Source organism: Amycolatopsis sp., from assembly GCF_036008905.1.
GTDB lineage: Bacteria > Actinomycetota > Actinomycetes > Mycobacteriales > Pseudonocardiaceae > Amycolatopsis.
Genome location: NZ_DASYMU010000142.1, coordinates 12,568 through 31,781, shown reverse-complemented (window position 1 = coordinate 31,781; position 19,214 = coordinate 12,568). Strand labels below are relative to the sequence as shown.

Genomic DNA, 19,214 nt, shown 5'->3' with positions numbered 1-19,214 from the left:
GTTCCTTCCTACAGCCGCTCGATGATGGTGGCGTTGGCCATTCCGCCTGCCTCGCACATCGTCTGCAGGCCGTACCGGCCGCCGGTGCTTTCCAGGCCGTGCAGCATGGTGGTCATCAGCCGCAGGCCGGACGCGCCGAGCGGATGCCCGAGCGCGATCGCACCGCCACGCGGATTCAGCTTCCGCGGGTCCGCGGCGAAGTGCGCCTGCCAGGCCAGCGGCACCGGCGCGAACGCCTCGTTGACCTCGTAGTGGTCGAGGTCCCCGATCGACAGGCCGCTGCGCACGAGAACCTTCTCGGTTGCCGGGATCGGCCCGGTCAGCATCGTGATCGGATCGTCCGAGGCGACCGCGAACGAGTGGAACCGGGCCCGCGGCCGCAACCCCAGGGCGTAGGCCCGTTCTTCACTCATGATCAGGACCGCCGCCGCGCCGTCGGTGAGCTGGGACGAGTTGCCGGCGGTGATATGCCAGGACAGCTCCGGGAAGCGGCGGGCGAGTTCGTCGCTGTGGAACACCGGCCGCAGCTGCCCGAGTCCCTCGACTGTCGTACCCTGCCGGATCGTCTCGTCGGCGTCGACCACCGTGCCGTCGGGTGTGGTGATCGGGACGATCTCAGGCGTGAGGTCCGCGGCATATGCCCTGGCGTGCGAACGGGCCGAATACTCGTCGAGCTCGTCGCGGCCGAGCTTCCACCTGGTCGCGACGAGCTCCGCGGACACGCCCTGCGGGACGAGCCCAGGCGCATACCGCTCGGCCACCGACGGGCCGTAGGGATCCATCCCGATCCGGGCGCTGAGCATCGGGATCCGGCTCATCGACTCGATCCCGGACGCGATGACGATGTCGTAGGCGCCCGCGATGACGCCCTGTGCGGCGAAGTCCGCCGCCTGCTGGCTGGACCCACAGGCGCGGTTCACCGAGGTCGACGGCACGTGCTCGGGCAACCCGGCCGCGAGCCAGGCCCAGCGGCCGACTGTGCCGGTCTGCTCACCCACCTGGCTGACACACCCGGTGATGACGTCCTCCACCGAGCCGGGATCGATGCCGGTGCGCTCGACGAGCTGTCCGAGCACCTGACCGAGCAGCTCGACCGGATGCACGGAAGACAGGGCACCGCCTGGGCGCCCCTCCTGGGCGGCGCGGCCCTTGGCCATGGGTGAGCGGACGGCATCCACGATCACTGCGCTCCGGGTCATCCTCGGGTCTCCTCTGTGTGCGGACGTCGTGAGTGCCGGGTCTCGGGTCATCGCAGCACCAGACCGGCCGCGGCGAGCAGGTGCCGGGGATCGGCGATCTTGATCCGGGCACGGCCGGCGCGTTCGCCGAGCGCCCGCTCGGCTGCGTCGATCGCTTGCCAGCCCTCCCAGGTGACCACGGAAACGTCACGCGCGGCGAGCAGGTCGCGCAGGTCCTTCGGTTCGCGATCGCGCCGACCGGCCGCGCGGTCCAAGTGCTCGGCCATCTCGCCGACGGTCTCCTTCGCGTCCAGCTTGTTGGTGCCGATCACCCCGGACGGTCCTCGCTTGATCCAGCCGACGACGTATTCGCGGTCCGAGACCGACCCGTCGCGCCGGACACGGCCCCGCTCGTGGGGGATCGTGCCGGTCTGCTCGTCGAAGGGGACACCCGGCAACGGCAGGCCCCGGTAGCCGATCGAGCGCAGCAGGAGTTGGGCGTGGATCGTCGTCGTCTCCCCCGTTCCGCGAACGCCGCCCGCACCGTCCGGGGCGTTGCGCTCCAGCTCGACGGCGGTGACGCCGTCGGCCCCGATCACCCTGCGCGGCGAAAGCAGGAAGCGGAGATGGACCCGGCGTGAGCGGCCCTCCGGTGGGCGCTCCGACCATTCCCGCAGGATGCCGTAGTTGCGTTCCAGCGTCGCGTCCTCGGCGACGGCCTTCCGGCCGATGTCGTCGAGTTCGAGTTCGGCCGGATCCACGACGATGTCCGCGTTCGCCAGTTCGCCGAGCTCCCGTAGTTCCTTGGTGGTGAACTTCGCCTGCGCTGGGCCGCGCCGCCCGACCAGGTGCACGTCGGTGACCGCACTGTGGTCGAGGACGTCGAGGACGTGGTCGGACATGTCGGTGGCACGCAGTTCCTCGGAGTCCTTCGCCAGCACGCGCACCACGTCGATGGCCACGTTGCCGTTCCCCACGACGACGGCGGAGTTCGCGTCGAGGGTGAACTTGTCGACCTGCGAGTCGGGATGACCGCAGTACCAGCTGACGAACTCGGTCGCGGAGAAGCTGCCGGGGAGATCTTCACCCGGGATTCCCAGCTTCCGGTCGACCGAGGCGCCCGTGGCATAGACGATCGCGTCGTAGTGTTCCGCGAGTTCGGGCACCGTGATCGCGTCGCCGAGCCGGATCCCGCCGAGGAAGCGGACTGTCGGCCGTTCCAGGATCTTGCGGAGGGTGGTCTCGAGGGACTTCATCTTGAGGTGGTCGGGCGCCACCCCGTAGCGCAGCAAGCCGTAGGGACAGGCCAAGCGATCGATGATGTCCACTTCGTGCCCAAGCTTCCTCAGTTCATCGGCGGTGTAGAGACCCGAGGGACCGGCGCCGATCACCACTACCCGCGCTTGGTCGGACAACCTGGCCTCCTCTGATCGGCATCTGTGGGTTCGTGGCGACTGTCCGCCGCGGGCCGCCGATCCACAACCGCCGGTTCCGGGTGACAGAACCGGCGAGATGTGACTCATCCGGTGTCGCACGGTGGAATCCGGCATCCCGTCACCGCCACCCATCCGCAGACTCCGGAGATCGGCCAGAAGCACGGACGCCGTTCACCAAAGGAGGACCATCGTGGATGAGGCACCCGACCGGCCGTCGACCCCGGCCGGACAGCGGAGCATGTCCGGCCGGCGCCTCGACTACCCGCGCGCGCCGGTGTGGGCGATCCTCGCCGGAGCCGCGTGGCGGTGGCCTCGCCGGGTCGCGCTGCGCCAGAACGGCTACTCGGTCACCTGGTCGGAGCTGTGGTCGCGGAGCCGATCCACGGCCACGGCGCTGCGGGCCGCTGGGCTCGCCCCCGGCGACGTCGTGGTCATTCGCCTGCCCAACGGCATCGAGTTCGCCCAGATGTACTGGGCGGCGCAACTGTGCGGGCTGACGACCAGTCCGGTGAATCCCCGCCAGCCACCGGCGGAAGCGCAGCACCAGATCGAGGACTGTGGAGCCCGGCTCGTCATCACCGTGCCTGATGACGACTTCCCCGCACCGGACGGCGTCAACGTTGTGACACCGGACGACCTGCGCCCGCAGGGGGCCCCGCTGGACGGCTGGGTGCCCCACCATCCAGCGGACCTGGCGACGGCGGTCGCGCACATCTCGTACACCGGCGGAACTACCGGGGTACCGAAGGGCGTGCTGGTCAGCCAGCGGAGCGTCGTCTGCAACGCCCTCCAGTTCTCCTACTGGGCCACGGGATCACTACCGGGTATCGGGCCTGGTGGGGGTGTCGTGCTGGACCAGATCGGCGGCGCAGCCGACTGGCCGGTGCGGCTCGGGACCGGCACAGTGATCGCCGTTGCGCCGTGGTTCCACGCGATGGGGCTGATCGGCGGGGTCGTCCTGCCCGCACTGCAGGGCTCCACTTCCCTGATACCTGAACGCTTCGATCCCGAGAGCTTCATCGCCACCGTGGAAGCCGCACGGGTGAGTTCCATCAGCGGGGCACCGGCGCTGCTCGCGGCGCTGGCAGCACGTCTGGAGAGCGGTTCCCACGACGTGGCGTCGGTGCGACTTGTCTCCTGCGGCGGCGGACCGCTGGCCCCGGTGCTCGCCGATCGCCTGTCGGCGGTGTTTCCGGAGGCGGTGATCACTCAGGCATACGGACTCACCGAGGTGACCATGGCCGCTGTCGGCAACCCGACCGGGCGAGGTGAACAGCGCCGACGTGGCAGTGTCGGGGTTCCCATGCCGGACACCGAGATCCGGCTGCTTCCGCCTGCCGACGACGCCGAGGAAACCGAGGACGGGCGGGGCGAGATCGTAGTCCGCGGCCCTCAGATCATGCTCGGCTACCACGGCCGTCCGGACGCGACCGAGGAGATCCTGCGGGACGGCTGGCTGCACACCGGCGACATCGGCGTGCTCGACGAGGACGGCTACCTGTCCATTGTGGATCGTCAGAAGGACATGCTCATCTACAAGGGCTACAACGTATATCCGAGTGAGCTGGAAGCGTTGCTGCGCGAGCACCCCGGCGTCCGGGACGCGGCGGTCGTCGGGGCGCCGGATCCCGACGTCGGTGATGTGCCGGTGGCGTTCGTGGTACCTGCGAGCCCGGAGGCACTGGATCCCGGCCGGCTCGCCGATGCGGTGAACGCCCAGGTGGTGCACTACAAGAAGCTGCGCGAAGTTGTGGTGGTGCAATCATTACCGACCTCGGCCGTTGGCAAGGTGGTCAAGGGACCGCTGCGTGCCGAGGCAGCGCGGCGAGCAGGCAGGCGGACCGGATGATGGTGCCCGGTGCCGGTGCGGAGCGCCTGCGCTTCCGCACCGGCACCGGTGGCTCAACCGACGGAGGCGGTGGCGCCGACGCGAATATCGACGGTCACGTTCCCGCGGACGGCGTTCGAGTACGGGCAGATACGGTCGGCGGTCTCGATGAGCCCGCGCAGCGCCTCCTCTGGCAGGCCGGGCACGCCGACTTCCAGCACGACCGCGAGCCCGAACCCACCGTCACCGTTCGCGCCGATGGTCACGTCCGCGCCCACGGTGGAGCCCTCGATGTCCTGCTTCGCCTTTTTCGCGACGAGTCGCAGCGCGTTGTGGAAGCAGGACGCGTAACCGGCCGCGAAAAGCAGTTCGGGATTCGGCGCACCACCAGCCCCACCCATTTCCTTGGGCAGCGCGAGATCGAAGTCCACGAGGCCGTCCGGAGAGGCGACCCGGCCGTTGCGGCCGTCACCGGTCGCGAGAGCGTGTGCGATGTAGAGCGGTTTCATGGCGTTTCCTCCGAGGTCGGTACAAGAGCGCAGCGGACACGTTAATCGCGCGAACTGGTTGTCCCATGCCGAATTCCAGCTGCCAGAACGACTATCGCCACAGTTTTTCGGCTGTCAACCGGAGAAATCGGCCGATACAATTATCCGATGACCGTGCAGAGCAACCAGGAATCAGCCGCCGACGTCGAGCGGCTCAACAGCCGCAGCGGGGAGTTGGCGTCCCGGCTCGGGATCGTGGTTACGGAAGCCTCCGCAAAGCGGATAGTGGCGACGATGCCGGTCGAGGGAAATCGTCAGCCGTACGGCCTGCTCCATGGAGGCGCGAGCGTGGTGCTGGCGGAGACGATCGGGTCCGCGCTCGCGGTTCTCGCGACCGGCTTCGTCAAGACCGCCGTCGGCGTAGAGATCAACGCCACGCATCACCGGTCCGCGAAGGCGGGACTGGTGACGGGCACGGCCACCGTATTGGCGATCACCAAGTCAATGGCGAGCATCGCCATCGTGGTCGAGGACGAGGAGGGAAAGCCGGTCTGCACAAGCCGGCTGAGCTGCCTACTCCGCGACCGGCCTCCAGTATTGCTGCCGGAGCAATAGTGCGGCCATTTGTCAGCTGACCGACAACGAGACTTTCACAGCCAAGGCGCCACAATGGCGAGCCACTTTCGCGAGAAAGTGTATTCGCGCTGAGGGTGCCACCACGGTGGCACCTCAGAACCGGACTAAACGCCGCCGCCCATCATCTCGGCGACCCGCTCCGCCATCATCACGCAGGTCAAATAGGTGTTCCCGGCCGGGATCGTCGGCATCGACGAAGCGTCGACGACCCGGAGCCCCTCGATCCCCCGAACGCGGCACGCCGTGTCGAGCACGGCCAGCCGGTCGGAGTCCGGGCCCATCGCGCACGAGCCCGTGAGGTGCGCATAGCTGGCCAGGCCCGAACGTGACGCGGCTGCCGCGGCTCCTGGCCGAGCCAGGCTTCCCGTGTCACCGATCCGAAAAAGCGAGACCTCCTTGGCCACTGTGCTGTTCTCCCAGGCAGCCAGGACGTCGAACGCCTGCTGCTGCGCCTCGATTTCGCGGGCACCTGGGTGCGGAAGCCGGATGAGCGGGCGCCGGTCCGGCTGGTTCGGGCGCAGCATCACGCTGCCGGTGTTCTCCGGCCGCAGCGAGAAGACCAGCACGGCGAAGGTCTTCGTGTCGGCGGTGCCGTCCTCCGTGGGCAGCAGGACAGGGAAGACGTGGATGTTCGGATCGGCCCACACTGTCTGTGCGGGGCCACCCTTACCCGCTCCGTCGCCGCGGACGCGGTAAAGCAGCGCGGGACCGAGGTGGTCCTGCAGGTTGCGGCCCACTCCTGGCAGGTCGGATACCGGCTCGACACCAGCCGCACGCAGGTCGGCGGCCGGGCCGATGCCGGAACGCAGGAGGAGGGCCGGGGATTGCACCGCACCGCAGGACACGACGATCTCCCCCGCGGTCAGCACTTCGCCGTCGCCGGTGACCACCCCGGTCGCCCGGCGGCCGTCGACCTGGATCCGGGCGATGCGGGCACCAGTCCGGATCCGCAGGTTGGGGCGCCCCCGGACCTCCGCGTCAAGGTAGGCCCGGCTCACGGTGAGCCGGGCGCCGCTGACCGGCTCGACGCTCGCGGGGAACGGGCCGACGCCAGGAAGCTGACCGACGTCATTCAGGTCGGCCACCGCCGGCACTCCGACCTCGGTCAGGCCGTGCTGGAAGGCAGCGTGGGCCGGGGCGAAGGTGGCATCCGACCAGCGACGGACCGTGAGCGGCCCGGAATCACCGTGCAGCGAGCTGCCAGGGAAGTCGAGGTCGTGCTCGGCGCGCCGGAACGCGGGAAGTACGTCGTTCCAGGACCATCCCGGGTTTCCCCTGGCCGCCCAGCCGTCGTAATCGCCCGGCCTGCCACGCACCGTGGCCATGTAGTTCACCGCCGATGTCCCGCCCAGCACCCGGCCGCGGGCGAGGGACACCTTCGCGTCGTCGACGTCCAGCCGCAGTCCCTCGGCGAACTTCTGTTGCCGGGACACGGTCTGAGCGTATGCCGGGCTGGTGACGGTTCGGTCGTAGTCGGCGTCGTCGGGTCCTTCCTCGATCAGCAGAACCGACCTGGAGGGATCCTCGCTGAGGCGAGCGGCCAGGACGCAGCCACTCGTCCCGCCGCCGACGACGATGACGTCGGGCGCGTCCGGTGCCGTCACGCCGGCAGGAATCCGGTGGTGCCCAGCGCCCTCGAGATGACGATCCGCTGGATGTTTCCGGTGCCCTCCCAGATGTCCTGGATCTTGAGGTCCCGATGCCATTTCTCGACGAGATACTCCTCGGAGTAGCCGTCCGGTCCCATCAGCTGGAGAACGCGCGCCGCGACGCGTTCGGCGACCTGGGGTCCGTAGGCTTTCGCCATCGAAGCCTGGCTCGTGTGCGGAAGACCTTGGTCGATCCTCCAGGCGACGCGGCGGGCGAGGTAGCGGCTGGTCATCAGCGCGGAGTTCATCCGCTCGAGCTCGTCGGCGAAACGGGCGGCGCGGCCGACGCTGAAGCTGGTGCGGTTCTTCACCAGGTAGGACGCGGCCTGGTCGACCGCGGCCTGGGCCAGGCCGGTCGCCATTGCCCCGACCGAGCCGCGCGTGGAGTTCAGCGTCTCCATCGCCTTCACGAAGCCCGCGGCGTCCGGGTCGGGCCAGCCCAGCATGTTCTCAGCCGGGATCACGGCGTTCTCGAAGCTGAGCTCGCTGGTGGAGAAGACCCGGCTGCCCAGCTTGGATTCGTTGGCACGGATGACATTGAACCCCGGGGTGCCCTTCGGGACGACGAAACCACGGATACCGCGGGAGCCTTGCGATGGGTCCACTGTCGCGAACACGACGACGAAGTCGGAGATCGAGCCGCCGGTGCAGAACTGCTTGTGCCCGTTGATGACGTAGTTGTCACCGTCGCGGACCGCGGTCGTGCGCAGCGCGGCGGCGTCGGATCCGCAGTGCGGCTCGGTGAGCGCGAACCCGGAGTAGTGGAACTCGCCCCGGTCGAGGCCGCCCGCCCAGCGTTCCTTCTGCTCGTCGTTGCCCATCAAGCTGACGACCTTGCCGCCGATGCCGTTGCCCTTGGTGATGACCAGCGCCAGGACGTCGCCGTACACCATCTCCTCGGCGACCGCATAGGACAACACGTAGGTCCCGTCGGCCTCACTGGCCACAAAGGACGGTTCGTTGCGCCGCGGGTACTCGACCCGCCCGCCGAACGGGCTGGTCTGCATCGGGCACGTTTCCAGCGCCTTGACGGCGCCTTCCGGGATCGAGTGCGTACGGTCGGCCTCCCTGGCGAACGGCCGCAGTTCACTCATCGACCATTCGCGCAGTTCGCCGAGCAGCTTGTTCGTCTCCGGGGAGAGACTCAGGTCCATGTGCGTACTCCAGTCTCTAGGGGCCTAGATAACGTCGGAATCCAGTGCCAGCGGGTCGAAGTCGACGGCCGAAAGCGTCGTGGCCGCGCGGTACCACCGTTCGACGGGATGGTCGGAGAGGTAGCCGTGCCCGCCCAGACTGTTGACACCGATTCGGGTGGTGTCCAGCGCCGTGCGGGCGGTGCGCTGCACGACGAGTGTGGTGCGCCGCTCGATCTCAGCGGCGTTGTCGAGATGCTCCAGGTCCGCGACCAACGCGATGACATCGAGCCTCGCGGCATCCAGCGTCATCGCCGAGTCGGCAAGCGGGAACGCCACGCCCTGGTACTTGATGACCGGCTTGCCGAAGGCGATCCGCTCCGAGGTGTACGCGTGGGCGTAATCGAGGCTCGCCGTGCCCACGCCCAGCGCCAGCGCGGCGATCTGCAGACGGAACAACGCGACGGCTCGGCTGAGCGCGAGCGGGTGCTCCGCGACGAGCCGCTGGGATTCGGGCACCGTCACTCCTGGCAACTCGGCGATGCCGGTGCGTGCGGCGCGAAGTCCGAGTTTCCCGGTCACTTGGTCATCACGGGCGACGGTCAGCCGGGTGAGCTGCTCGGGCTCGAGAACGAACGCGGTGAGTTCGCCGGTGTCGGTCCTGGCCACGAGCACCGACAGGTCGGCATCACCGAGCCGGACGACAGTGGTCTTGAGACCGCTCACTGTCCAGTCCGTGCCGGACTTCACAGCCCGGGTCTCCAGCTCGGACGGGCCGCGGCCGAAGCCCTCGTAGTACAAGACGTTGGCGACCAGCCCCGGTTCCACGGCAAATCGCGAAAGGTAACGACGGCGCTGCTCGGCGTTCCCCGTCGCGGCGATGAGCGCGGCGGCCTGGTTGGAGCTCAGCAGCTCGAGCGCGATCCCCGCGTCACCGTAAGCCAGCCGTTCGGCGATGAACAGGGAATCCACCGCGCCGGGAACTCCCTGTCCGCCGAACTCCTCCGCGATCGCGGGTGCGACGCCCATCTCGTGGAGCTCGGACGCGAGCCCCAGCGGAGTCGCGGTCGCGTCCTCGGCCTCGGCCGCTCGTGCTCGGACACGCGAGCGGGCGAAGTCGCGGACGACGGTGAGCAGTTCTTCGGTGCCGTCCTGCACGGCCAGACTGACCATGAATCCTCCTGCTGATCCCGGCAAAAGCCGCACTCAGTTGTTCGACTAGGTAGTTGTCCCACACGGCCGTCGAGCCGGCAGGCTCGATTTCCCTGGGCGGAACTCGCGGGCGAATCCTCACCCCATGCTGCTGCCGCCGTTCACTCCGATCACCTGGCCGGTGACGAACCCGGCATCGGGGCGCACGAGAAAAGCAACGGCGGCGGCGACCTCGTCGACCTCGCCGGGCCGCCCCATCGGAATGAGGTTGACCGCCTGCTCCAGCACGAGTTTCACGCTTTCGGGCAAAGTCCCCGCGGCCACCGCTTCGGCCGCCTGGGACGTTCTGACGTAGGACGGCGCGACCACGTTGACCGTGATCCCGTCGGGCGCGAACTCTCGCGCCAGCCCGGTCGTGAGACCGTGCACCCCGCCCTTGGCAGCGTTGTAGACCGCGTGGTCGAGCAGCCCGTTGCGGACCGACTCGGCGCCGATGTTGACGATCCGCCCGCCGCCACGCCCCCGCATGTGCGGCAGCACCGCGAGACAACACCGGAGCGTGGTCCACAGGTTGTTGTTGATGGTCGCCTGCAGTGACCGCTCGGTGTGCTCGAGTGTCGGCCGGATGACCCCGCCGCCGGCGTTGTTGACGAGGATGTCCACGCCGCCGAGCGCCGTGACCGCGGCCTCCAGGAGGTCGTCCCCCGCGTCGGGTTGCGACAGGTCGCCGACGAAGCCGTGGGCGTCCTGCCCGCCTGGGAGGTCGGTCAACGCGACCAGGCCCGCGTCGAGTTCGTCCTTCGAGCGCGCGGCGACCAAGAGTCGCGCGCCGTCGTCGACGAGCCGACGGGAGATCGCCAGCCCGATCCCGGTGGCCCCGCCGGTGACGATGGCGGTCTTGCCCTGCAAGGGAAGTGTCATCGCCGCGCTCACAGGATGATCGCGACGTCGCCGGCGGACCGCAGCGTCGTCATCGCGAGGACGGGGCGCTTGGAGCGAATCTTCAGCTCACCACCCACGAGGACCAGCAGCATCTCGTAGTGGCCGATGTAGCGGTCTTCGCGGCCATTGCGGAAACGCCAGACCACGAACTCCGCCTTGACCGGGAGTAGCCCGCCGGAGACCGGCCGGAGCCGGACGTTGGTGATCTGGTGGCTGGTATTGGAATGCGGATACTCACGGTGTGCCTTGCGGCTGTTGAGCCGTTCGACCCTGGCCTCCATCCGGACGCGGTTGTCGTCGATCAGCACCAGATCCCGCTCGGGTCGCCCGCTGGGCAGGTCATTCGACGGGACGACATACGACGCGTCGTCTGTGTAGAGGGTGAGCCATTCGTCGAGCTTCCAGCGGTCCAGCAGCTCGGCCTCCCGGTAGAGGAGGTCTTCGACCTGTTCGCGGCCGACCAGCTGCAGATTGTCGAGCGTGGGCTCGACCGAGGCGCTCATCGGTTCCCTCCGTCCAGGTAGGACTGCCACCGGCGCCAGAACGCGCGGATCTGCTCCTCGTCGTCGTGTTTGGCGCGACGCCCCATCCCGCGGGAGATGTCACTCCATTCGACGCCCCCGCTGCGGAACCCCTGCTGGCACGATTCGAGCGCCTCCAGGTCGTCCGGGGTGGCGAAGCCGCCCGGTCCGAGGAAGGTCAGGAAGCTGTCCAGCCGCTGGGCGCGGACTTCGGGCAGCTCGTTGCGGGGCGCGAGCTCCCAGGCGTTGACCTCGACGTGGTCGGGTGCGGTGGGCATGAAGGTGCGCACGGTGACGGCCATGATGTCGTTGAGCACGAGGTTCGGGAAGATCAGCAGGTTGCGGTTCGTGTGGGTCATCTTGCGCGCCCGTTCCGCACCGAAACGGGCCGTAAGCCCGGCGGCTGCCCGCTCCATCTCCGGCGCGGCGTCCTTGCCGAATAGCGGGTCCCACTTGGCGATCGGCCGTCCCCACGGCGCGCCGTACTCGATGACGCCGTGCCCGTTGCCGAGGTCGATGCCGGCGTTACCCGCTCCGGCTCCGCTCTTGAGATCGGTGCCCTGCGAGATCAGGTACTTGACGTAGGTGTCGTGCGTCGAAGGGCCGTGGTAGCCGTCGATGCTGTTCTCGACCAGCAGCTTCCAGTTCGCGTCGATGCTGTACTGGTTGCTGCCCCTGACGATCTCCGGTTCGTCCATGGCGTCGACGACGAGGTCGAGATACTCCTTGGCACCCCCGAGGTAGGTGGCCAGGTCGACGGTGTCCGGGTCGTAGCAGGCGAAGACGAACCCGCGGTACTCCTCGGTGCGAGCAACTTCGCGCAGCGACAGGCCCTCGAAGTCGGGACCTCCCTCGTAGGCGTCGCGGCCGGGCATACCGGTCAGCTTGCCTTCGGTGTTGAAGGTCCAGGCGTGGTAGAAGCACTGGAAGACCTTGGTATTGCCGGCGTCGGCCCGGCACACCACCGCGCCCCGGTGCGGACAGGTGTTGTGAAAAACCTTGATCTCGCCACTCTTCTGGCCACGGACCATGAAGATCGGCCGCCCGCCGACGGACCTTCGGACGTAGTCGCCGGGGCTGGTGACCTCCGAGGTGTGTCCGACGTAGAGCCAGCACCGCTCGAAGACTTCCTTCAGCTCGCGCTGCAGGATCTCCGGCGACGTCATGGACGAACGGTGTACCCGGAAGCGTTGCTTCTCCAGGTCCTCGTCCACGACGCCCACACCGGGCTGGACGGCGACGTGATCGTCGAGAAGGCTCACGATGGCTCCTAACCGCAGGACTTCTGATCGGTGCTGGCGAAAAAGTCGCCCACGAGCCGGTTGAACTCGCCGGATCGTTCGAGCTGGGCCCAGTGTCCACAATCGTGGAAGACGTGCAGATCCGCGCGCGGAAGCAGCCGGACCATGTTCCAGCTGATGTCGACCGAGAGCACCTGGTCGTCCCGGCCGTGCACCAGCAGTGTCGGGGTTTCGATCTTCCGGACGACCTCTTCGTTGAGCGGCGGATTGTCCCGAGAGGACTGTCCTTTGTGGATCGCGCGGTAGTTCTCGTGTTCGTCGGCCATCGCGCTGGCCTCGTAGCGCCGCTGGATGAGCTCGTCCGTCGCGATCGCCGGATCGTAGGCGAAATGCGTGCGCAGCAGGTCTCGCATGCCTTCGAGAGAAGGCTCGTAGGCGCGCAGGGCCTTGAGGCCCTCCGTCATCTGCAGGCCGACGCCGGGCGCGCCCATGAGCACCATGCGCTTCACTCGTTCGGGATGCTCCAGCGCGATGAAGATACTGACCATGCCACCGAGCGAATTACCCACGAAGTTGGCATTGCTGAGATTGAGCGCGTCCAGGAAGGACACGACATGGTTCACCCAGGTCGACGTCCGGTAGTGCAGCTCGGGAGCCCGGCCCGAGGTGCCGAAGCCGATCATCTCGGGGGCCAGGACCCGGTAGCGCTCCGCCAGCGCGGGGATCGTCTCCGACCAGTTGGACTCAGCGGTGACCCCAGGTCCGGCGCCGTGCAGGAGCAGGACCGGCTCGCCGGAACCTGCTTCCAGGTAGTGGGTCTTGACTCCGCCGGCGTCGACGAACTTGCTCTCGACGCCGTTGATGGTCTGGGTCATCACGCGCCACCCTCACCGTAGATCGCGAAGCACTTGTCGGAGTTGAAGATGTACGTCTCGACCAGCGAAGACCATGACAGCTCCGCCCCGATCTCGGTCATTGCGCCGAGCAGGCAGAACCAGTTGAGCATCTCCTGCTGACCGGCGCCGACGAGATCGGCGGTGGTGACCTTGAGCCAGGTGTCGACGTCGCCCTTGACGAGGGCGTCGTAGAGGTTCCGATCCGACTCCAGATCCGGCCGCAGGTGCCACGCCTTGTCGTTGAGGAACGCGTGGGACCAGCTCGACGACGCGACGATCGCGACCCGGTGCGGACCGGCCCTGAGCGTCTTCGCCAGCGCACGGCCCAGCTCGAAACAGCGAGAGGGCGAGGGACCGGGCGGGTCCAGATCCTCCCCCTTCGCGATGTCAGCGAACTTCGCCATCCCGCCCTTGCGGGCGATGACGTGTTCGCCGTAGCAGTTCACCAGTACGGGCAAGATCGGGTAGTCGAACTTGGTGCCGGCGTTCTCGTAGTCGAGGTACAGCTGCGTGTTCGCGATGGCGTGGGGGAAGTGGATGTCTTCCCGTGGCCGATAGGAGTAGGCCATATCGAAGCCGGACTCGATGAGGCCGCGTGCCACGGACTTGGCCAGTTCCGGCTTCGTGCGCATGGTGAACGACGTGTCCTCCGGCAGGCCCCACGCGTTCGGCAGCTTGAGCTCGTGCATCGGCGCGAACGGCTCGATCGTGGTGTCAGGGTAGGCCAGCACGCAGAACGGCGGGATGATCTCTTCTCGGAAGTTCTCGTACTGGTCGTCGCCGAACACGATGAGCGCGTCGGGCTTGAACTCGTCCACGGCTTGCTTGCAGCGTTCGAGACCGGCACGCAGTTGTGCGCGGTGCTCGGCGGCCGCCGCCAGCCCCCTGTCGTCGGACCACTCGGCCCGCATGCGTTCGGGCCACGACGCGGGATCCTTCTCCGCATCCGGGATACCGGGATCGCGCTTGGTCTTCCGTAGCAGTGAGGACATGTACTCGTCCTTCACCGCGAGGAGCGGATAGTGCGTCAGCCCGAGGCCGAGGATCTCTCCCATGGCGTTCCTTTCTAGGTGGATGTCGAGCGAGCTGTCGCAAGGTCTTCGACGAGCCGGAACGCGTTGTCCCGGCCGATCGCCGCGACCACGTCTTCGGGCAGCCGGTCCGCGGCCGCTTCGAGGCCCGCGCCGGCCGGTCGTTCACGAGCGATGAAGGGGTAGTCGGTGCCCAGCAGGACCTGTGTGGCGCCGAACCTCCGGACGGCCAGTGCGAGCCCGTCCGGGTCATAGGTCAGGGAATCGCAGTACAGGGAGCGAGCCCGGTCGCCGGTGACCTCGGCAACTTCGCGATCCCGGAGCCGCTCCCCCTTGTCGATCCGGGGCAACAGACTGGGCAGGGTGCCTCCCCCGTGGGCGAGGCACAGCCGTACGGCGGGGCGCCGCTGCGCGACCTCCGGTGTGAGCAGGCCGGCGGCCGCGAGCCCGGTCTCGCTGGGCATCCCGACCCCGAATCCGAGCCCCAGCGGACCGAGCCGCGGATCGACGTCGGCGTCGACCGGGTGGATGAAGATCAGCGCCCCGGTCTCGGCGGCGGCTCGGAAGAACGGGTCCAGTGCTTCGTCGGCAAGTTCGAGCCCGGCGACCCTGGTGCCGATCTCGACGCCGAGGAATCCGAGCTCGCCGACACAGCGCGCCAACTCCTTCGCGGCGGCTTCCGGAGCTTGCAGGGGCACCGCGCCAAGTGCGAGCAGGCGGTCGGGCGCCTTCGAAACGAGCGTAGCGAGGAAATCGTTCTGCGCGCGCGACAACTCGGCGGCACCGGCCGCATCCGCTGAGTGGAGAAGCGTCGCGGGCATCGGCGACAGCACCTGCACGGCGACGCCTTCGGCATCCATGTCACGAAGCCTGCGCTCGACGGACCAGCACCGCTCGTCGACGTCGCGGTACCGGACGCCGCCGATCCTGACCCGCGCCCGGCCGTCCGGAAGACGCTCCACCGATGGCCACGCGCCGGGATACCTGCCTGTCAGATCCGGAATGTCCGGGTCGATCGCGTGCGTGTGAATGTCGACGAGACCGCCCGGCGCCGCGATGCCCGTCAGACGGCCCATCGCGTCGTCAGCTGGAATCCGGGGGATCATCGAGCACTCGTCCAATCACCGCAGCGGCCGCTTACCTACTTGGTGAAGTAAGTCAAATGTTCATGGACAATGCAAGAAGTTGTGCCGCCAGTTGGAACGGTGACCCACATTTCGCCTTGTCAAGCTCCATGACTGCAGAAAGTCAGCTACGATAGATTCGTACTAATAGTGGGAAATACTCGAGGATCAAGGAGCCGTGGATGGCTGCTCGAAAGGTGCGGGAGTCCCGGGCCGAGCAAGTCGCGGCGGCCATCGAGACCGGGGTGTACAAAGCCAGCGCGCCGGTCGGCACGTTCCTCGGCAGGCGCGCCGAGTTGATCGAAAAGCACGAAGTAAGCCCGTCGGTCCTGAACGAGGCCCTGCAACTGCTGCGCGACCGTGGTTTGGTGACCGTTCGCCCCGGGCCGAAGGGCGGCGTCTTCGTGGCGAGCCAGGCGCCGCAGATCCGCCTCGGCGCACTCGACCTCTGGTTCCAGGGTTTGGCGACCGAGCCGGTCAAGATCTTCGAAACGCGGATGTACCTCGAGAACCTGTTCTCGGAGGTGGCGCTCGCGCGGGCCACCCCGAACGACATCGCGGACATGGAATGGGCGCTCGAAGAGATGCGCCGGGCCGAATCCCCGCGTGCGTTCCTCGATTCGAACATGCGGTTGCATCTGGCCATTGGCCGCGCCTCCCGGATCGACATGCTCGTGAGCCTGTACGAAACGATCGTCGTGGTGCTCACGTCCACCCTCGTCCGGGTGGAAGCGGTCTACAACTGGGACCGGGTCCACCGCCACAGCGTCGAGGTCCACGCGAACATGATCGCCGCGATCCGGGACCGTGACCGGCACGCGCTGATGAAGGTCATCGAGGTGCACGGGCGGGACATGGTGCGCACCACGGACTCATCCCGGTCTCCCCAGATCGTCGCCCCGATCTGACCCGAAACCCATGAAAGGTGGCCCCGGCGGATGATCCGCCGGGGCCACCTTTCATGAGCTGGTCAAACCGTGCGGGTGTTGACGATCCGGGGTTCCGTGAAGGCGTGCAAGCCTTCGAGCCCCATCTCCCGGCCCAGCCCGCTCTGCTTGACCCCGCCGAAGCACACCCGGGGGTCCATCGAGAACAGACCGTGGCTGTTGACGTGCACTGTGCCGGCTTCGACGCGTTTCGCGACCTTCGTTGCGCGCGCCACGTCGGCGCTCCAGACCGACGAAGTCAAGCCGTACTCGGAGGCGTTGATCATCGCGATCGCGTGGTCCTCGTCGTCGTACGGCTGGACGGGCAGCGCAGGCCCGAACTGCTCGTCCTGCACCAGCGGATGGTCCTCCGGCGTGCCGGTCACGATCGCCGGCCGCAGGAAGTAGCCGCGTTCGGTCGCCGCGCCCAGCTCGCCGCAGAAACGCACTGTGGCCCCGGCTGACTCCGCGCCGCTGACCAACGCGGTGACGATCTTCCGCTGCCGTTCGGTCGTGAGCGGCCCCATCGTGGACTCCGGGTCGAGCCCGTTGCCGACGACAGTGCCGGCAAGCGCCGCCGCCAGTCCTTCGGCCAGCTCGGCGACCCGGTGCCGGGGTGCGTAGACCCGCTTGATCGCGACGCAGACCTGCCCCGACGTGGTGAAGGCGCCGGTGACGAGCGAACCGCACAGGTCGTCGTCGATCACGGCGTCGTCGAGGATCAGCGCGGCGTCGTTACCGCCGAGCTCGAGCGTCACGTTCTTCAGCGACGCCGCAGAGGCCGCGACCGCGATCCGGCCGGTCGGTGTGGAACCGGTCAGCGTGATCTTCCTGACCAGCGGGTGCGCGAGCAGCGGCGCCGACACCTGCCGGTCGTCACCGGTCACCACGGACACGATCCCGCGCGGGAAGTGGTCGGCCAGCGCGGCCAGTGACTCCAATGTGGACAGTGGGGTGACCGGAGACGGCTTCACCACCACAGCGCAGCCCGCGATGAGCGCTGGGACGACCTTCATCGCCATCAACCCGAGCGGGTAGTTCCACGGGGTGACGGCCGCGACCACGCCGACCGGGCGGCGGAAGCAGACCGTGTCGCCGAGAGCGTCCGACAATACGGTTTCGCCGTTGTCGAGGCCGCCGGCCATGCCCGCGTAGGCGTCGGCCAAGGCCTCGTAGTAGCCGAGCTCGAACGACGCTTCCCAGCCGACCTTGCCCTGTTCGCGGATGAGGGTCTCGTCGAGCCCTTTGAGCGCGTTGACCTTCTCCGCGCTCTCCAGCACCACCTTCGCCCGCTCGGCAGCCGAGACATCCGCCCAGCTCACCTGCGCGCGGCGGGCGGCCTCGACGGCGCGGTCGACGTCGGCCGTCTCCAACAGTGGGTAGGTCCCGACGACCTCGTCGGTGTCGGCGGGATTGCGGATCTCGCCGCGGCGGGTTCCTTCGACCAGTTCACCGTCGATCAGGCAACGGCCGTATACCTCAGTCATCACGCAACTCCTTCGAAGGACACCACGGCTCGGCCGGGCGGCAAGGTGAACTCAGGGTCGAGCAGCCGGGGGACGTCCTCGAGCCGATAGGTCTCGGACACGAGCGCGTCGAGCGGCAACCGCCCGTCCACGAACAGCTCGAGCGCGGCCGGAATGTCGATCTGCGGGATGAGCGAACCGGCGAACGTGCCAGTGACCCGCTTCTGCATCAGCAGGCTGTACAGGTCGATCTCGACCTCGTTGGTGGCGTCCTCGATACCGATCGCCACCACGTCGCCGCCGGGCCGGACACACTGGAACGCCAACTCGACGGTGCCCTTCGTGCCGACCGCGTCGAACCCGAAGTCAGCACCGCGCTTCGTCAGCGTGTTCACCTCACGGAGCACCCGGTCCTTGGTGGGATCGAACGCGTGCGTGGCACCGACTTTCTGGGCCAGTTCACGCGCGACCGGGTTGGGGTCGACGGCGACGATCGTGGTCGCGCCGCGGACCCTGGCCCCCATGATCGCGGCGAGGCCCACCCCGCCACAGCCGACGACGACCACGCTCGAACCAAGGGACACCGGTGCGCGGCGGACCGCGGCCCCGTATCCGGTGCCCGCCCCACAGGCGAGCAGAGACGCGACGGTCATGGGGATGTCCTTGCGGATCGGGACGGCCGACCGGGCGGACACGACGGCGTATTCGGCCAGGGAGGACTGTCCGAGCAGCGAGAAGAGCTCCTCGTCGCCCTTGGTCAGGCGGGTCGTCCCGTCGAGCATGAGACCACCCGGAGACATGAGCGACCCGACCTCGCAGATCGACAAGTTCCCGAGCCCGCATTGGTAACAAGCCCCGCAGGACACCACGATGCTCAGCACGACGTGGTCCCCGACGCCGACAGAGTCGACGCCGGGACCCACCGCTTCCACGACGCCGGCGCCTTCGTGACCGAGAACGAGCGGCACAGCCGCCGGTATTCCGCCGCTCACCATGCTTTTGTCGGTGTGGCAGATGCCGGTCGCGGCCAGCTTGACCAGCACCTCGCCCATCTTCGGAACCGGGCGGTCGATCTCCTCGATCGCGACCGACCCGATCTCCCGCAGTACCGCGGCACGCACAGCCGATCAGCCCTTCTCGATCAGGTCGGTCCGGCCGTTGTCCAGCAAAAGCTTCTCGTAGGCGGCGAACAGCGGCTTGGTCAGCGGGAGCAGCTTGAGCGCCTTGGCCGTCGAGCCCTCCATCTTGACCTTCTTGCGGGCCATGGCGACGGGGAAGTTGAGTTTGCCCAGCCAGAAGGAGTGGGCGTCGTCGCAGGTCATGTAGAGGTCGACGGTGGCATTGGTGGCACTGGCCGCCTCTTCGCCGTAGCTGACGCTCTGGCCGGGGAAGTCGATCAGCAGCACGGTGTCCGGGCCGGTGTAGTTGAGCCGGACGACCAGCCCTGAGCCTTCGGTGGCTTTGACGAACTCGGGCTGGCCGACCACGCTCTCGAACATCTTGCCGATGTAGGCGTTCGCTTCGGCGGTGTCAGTGAAGACGGGCATCGTGTTCTCCTTGGTAGAAA

18 protein-coding genes are annotated in these 19,214 nt (G+C 67.9%); 3 read left to right on the top strand and 15 right to left on the bottom strand.

What is annotated here, in order from left to right; all coding sequences use genetic code 11:
• Positions 1 to 8 precede the first annotated feature (8 nt).
• Both VGP60_RS24620 and VGP60_RS24615 read right to left on the bottom strand, forming a co-directional pair.
• The gene (locus VGP60_RS24620; protein ID WP_327550444.1) at positions 9 to 1,199 is read right to left on the bottom strand and encodes a thiolase family protein; all 1,191 of its coding nucleotides are present in this window, start codon (positions 1,197 to 1,199) and stop codon (positions 9 to 11) included.
• Between the two features lie 47 nt (positions 1,200 to 1,246).
• The gene (locus tag VGP60_RS24615) at positions 1,247 to 2,593 is read right to left on the bottom strand and encodes an FAD-dependent oxidoreductase (protein WP_327550443.1); all 1,347 of its coding nucleotides are present in this window, start codon (positions 2,591 to 2,593) and stop codon (positions 1,247 to 1,249) included.
• A gap of 211 nt (positions 2,594 to 2,804) precedes the next feature.
• Here VGP60_RS24615 and VGP60_RS24610 point away from each other — a divergent pair, with 211 nt between their 5' ends.
• On the top strand, positions 2,805 to 4,463 hold the full coding sequence (locus VGP60_RS24610) for a class I adenylate-forming enzyme family protein (RefSeq protein WP_327550442.1): 1,659 nt from the start codon (positions 2,805 to 2,807) through the stop codon (positions 4,461 to 4,463).
• 53 nt (positions 4,464 to 4,516) lie between these two features.
• Here the strand turns inward: VGP60_RS24610 and VGP60_RS24605 are convergent, their stop codons facing one another.
• On the bottom strand, positions 4,517 to 4,951 hold the full coding sequence (locus VGP60_RS24605; protein WP_327550441.1) for an organic hydroperoxide resistance protein: 435 nt from the start codon (positions 4,949 to 4,951) through the stop codon (positions 4,517 to 4,519).
• Positions 4,952 to 5,098: 147 nt separating this feature from the next.
• Here VGP60_RS24605 and VGP60_RS24600 point away from each other — a divergent pair, with 147 nt between their 5' ends.
• The gene (locus VGP60_RS24600) at positions 5,099 to 5,545 is read left to right on the top strand and encodes a hotdog fold thioesterase (protein WP_327550440.1); all 447 of its coding nucleotides are present in this window, start codon (positions 5,099 to 5,101) and stop codon (positions 5,543 to 5,545) included.
• Positions 5,546 to 5,670: 125 nt separating this feature from the next.
• Here the strand turns inward: VGP60_RS24600 and VGP60_RS24595 are convergent, their stop codons facing one another.
• The 9 genes from VGP60_RS24595 to VGP60_RS24555 all read right to left on the bottom strand — a co-directional run bounded on the left by VGP60_RS24595 (position 5,671) and on the right by VGP60_RS24555 (position 15,237).
• Positions 5,671 to 7,170: a GMC family oxidoreductase gene (locus VGP60_RS24595; protein WP_327550439.1), complete on the bottom strand. Its 1,500-nt coding sequence runs from the start codon at positions 7,168 to 7,170 to the stop codon at positions 5,671 to 5,673.
• Positions 7,167 to 8,369, bottom strand: a complete 1,203-nt coding sequence (locus tag VGP60_RS24590) for an acyl-CoA dehydrogenase family protein (protein ID WP_327550438.1) — start codon at positions 8,367 to 8,369, stop codon at positions 7,167 to 7,169. The genes VGP60_RS24595 and VGP60_RS24590 overlap by 4 nt, the downstream gene beginning before the upstream one ends.
• Before the next feature lie 24 nt (positions 8,370 to 8,393).
• A complete protein-coding gene (locus tag VGP60_RS24585) occupies positions 8,394 to 9,521 on the bottom strand; it encodes an acyl-CoA dehydrogenase family protein (protein WP_327550437.1) in 1,128 nt (375 codons plus the stop codon).
• 117 nt (positions 9,522 to 9,638) lie between these two features.
• Positions 9,639 to 10,421 carry an SDR family NAD(P)-dependent oxidoreductase gene (locus VGP60_RS24580; RefSeq protein ID WP_327550436.1) on the bottom strand — a complete coding sequence of 261 codons (783 nt, stop codon included), beginning with the start codon at positions 10,419 to 10,421 and terminating at the stop codon, positions 9,639 to 9,641.
• 8 nt (positions 10,422 to 10,429) lie between these two features.
• Positions 10,430 to 10,945 (bottom strand): aromatic-ring-hydroxylating dioxygenase subunit beta, encoded by a 516-nt coding sequence (locus VGP60_RS24575; RefSeq protein ID WP_327550435.1) that lies wholly within the window; start codon positions 10,943 to 10,945, stop codon positions 10,430 to 10,432.
• Complete coding sequence (locus VGP60_RS24570; protein WP_327550434.1) at positions 10,942 to 12,225, bottom strand: aromatic ring-hydroxylating dioxygenase subunit alpha; 1,284 nt, start codon at positions 12,223 to 12,225, stop codon at positions 10,942 to 10,944. The genes VGP60_RS24575 and VGP60_RS24570 overlap by 4 nt, the downstream gene beginning before the upstream one ends.
• 8 nt (positions 12,226 to 12,233) lie before the next feature.
• Positions 12,234 to 13,079, bottom strand: a complete 846-nt coding sequence (locus VGP60_RS24565; RefSeq protein ID WP_327550433.1) for an alpha/beta hydrolase — start codon at positions 13,077 to 13,079, stop codon at positions 12,234 to 12,236.
• Positions 13,079 to 14,155, bottom strand: coding sequence for an extradiol ring-cleavage dioxygenase (locus VGP60_RS24560; protein ID WP_327550432.1), 1,077 nt, complete (start codon positions 14,153 to 14,155; stop codon positions 13,079 to 13,081). Before VGP60_RS24560 ends, VGP60_RS24565 begins: the two co-directional genes overlap by 1 nt.
• Positions 14,156 to 14,166: 11 nt before the next feature.
• On the bottom strand, positions 14,167 to 15,237 hold the full coding sequence (locus VGP60_RS24555; protein ID WP_327550431.1) for an amidohydrolase family protein: 1,071 nt from the start codon (positions 15,235 to 15,237) through the stop codon (positions 14,167 to 14,169).
• A 200-nt stretch (positions 15,238 to 15,437) separates the two neighbouring features.
• On the opposite strand from VGP60_RS24555, the gene VGP60_RS24550 reads away from it, so the two are divergent.
• Positions 15,438 to 16,163 (top strand): FadR/GntR family transcriptional regulator, encoded by a 726-nt coding sequence (locus VGP60_RS24550; RefSeq protein ID WP_327550430.1) that lies wholly within the window; start codon positions 15,438 to 15,440, stop codon positions 16,161 to 16,163.
• Between the two features lie 62 nt (positions 16,164 to 16,225).
• On the opposite strand, the gene VGP60_RS24545 is transcribed toward VGP60_RS24550, so the two are convergent.
• The 3 genes from VGP60_RS24545 to VGP60_RS24535 are packed head-to-tail and all read right to left on the bottom strand — an operon-like array spanning position 16,226 to position 19,194.
• Complete coding sequence (locus VGP60_RS24545) at positions 16,226 to 17,668, bottom strand: aldehyde dehydrogenase family protein (protein ID WP_327550429.1); 1,443 nt, start codon at positions 17,666 to 17,668, stop codon at positions 16,226 to 16,228.
• A complete protein-coding gene (locus tag VGP60_RS24540; protein ID WP_327550428.1) occupies positions 17,668 to 18,768 on the bottom strand; it encodes a zinc-binding dehydrogenase in 1,101 nt (366 codons plus the stop codon). The genes VGP60_RS24545 and VGP60_RS24540 overlap by 1 nt, the downstream gene beginning before the upstream one ends.
• A gap of 6 nt (positions 18,769 to 18,774) precedes the next feature.
• Complete coding sequence (locus VGP60_RS24535) at positions 18,775 to 19,194, bottom strand: SCP2 sterol-binding domain-containing protein (protein ID WP_327550427.1); 420 nt, start codon at positions 19,192 to 19,194, stop codon at positions 18,775 to 18,777.
• Positions 19,195 to 19,214 lie beyond the last annotated feature (20 nt).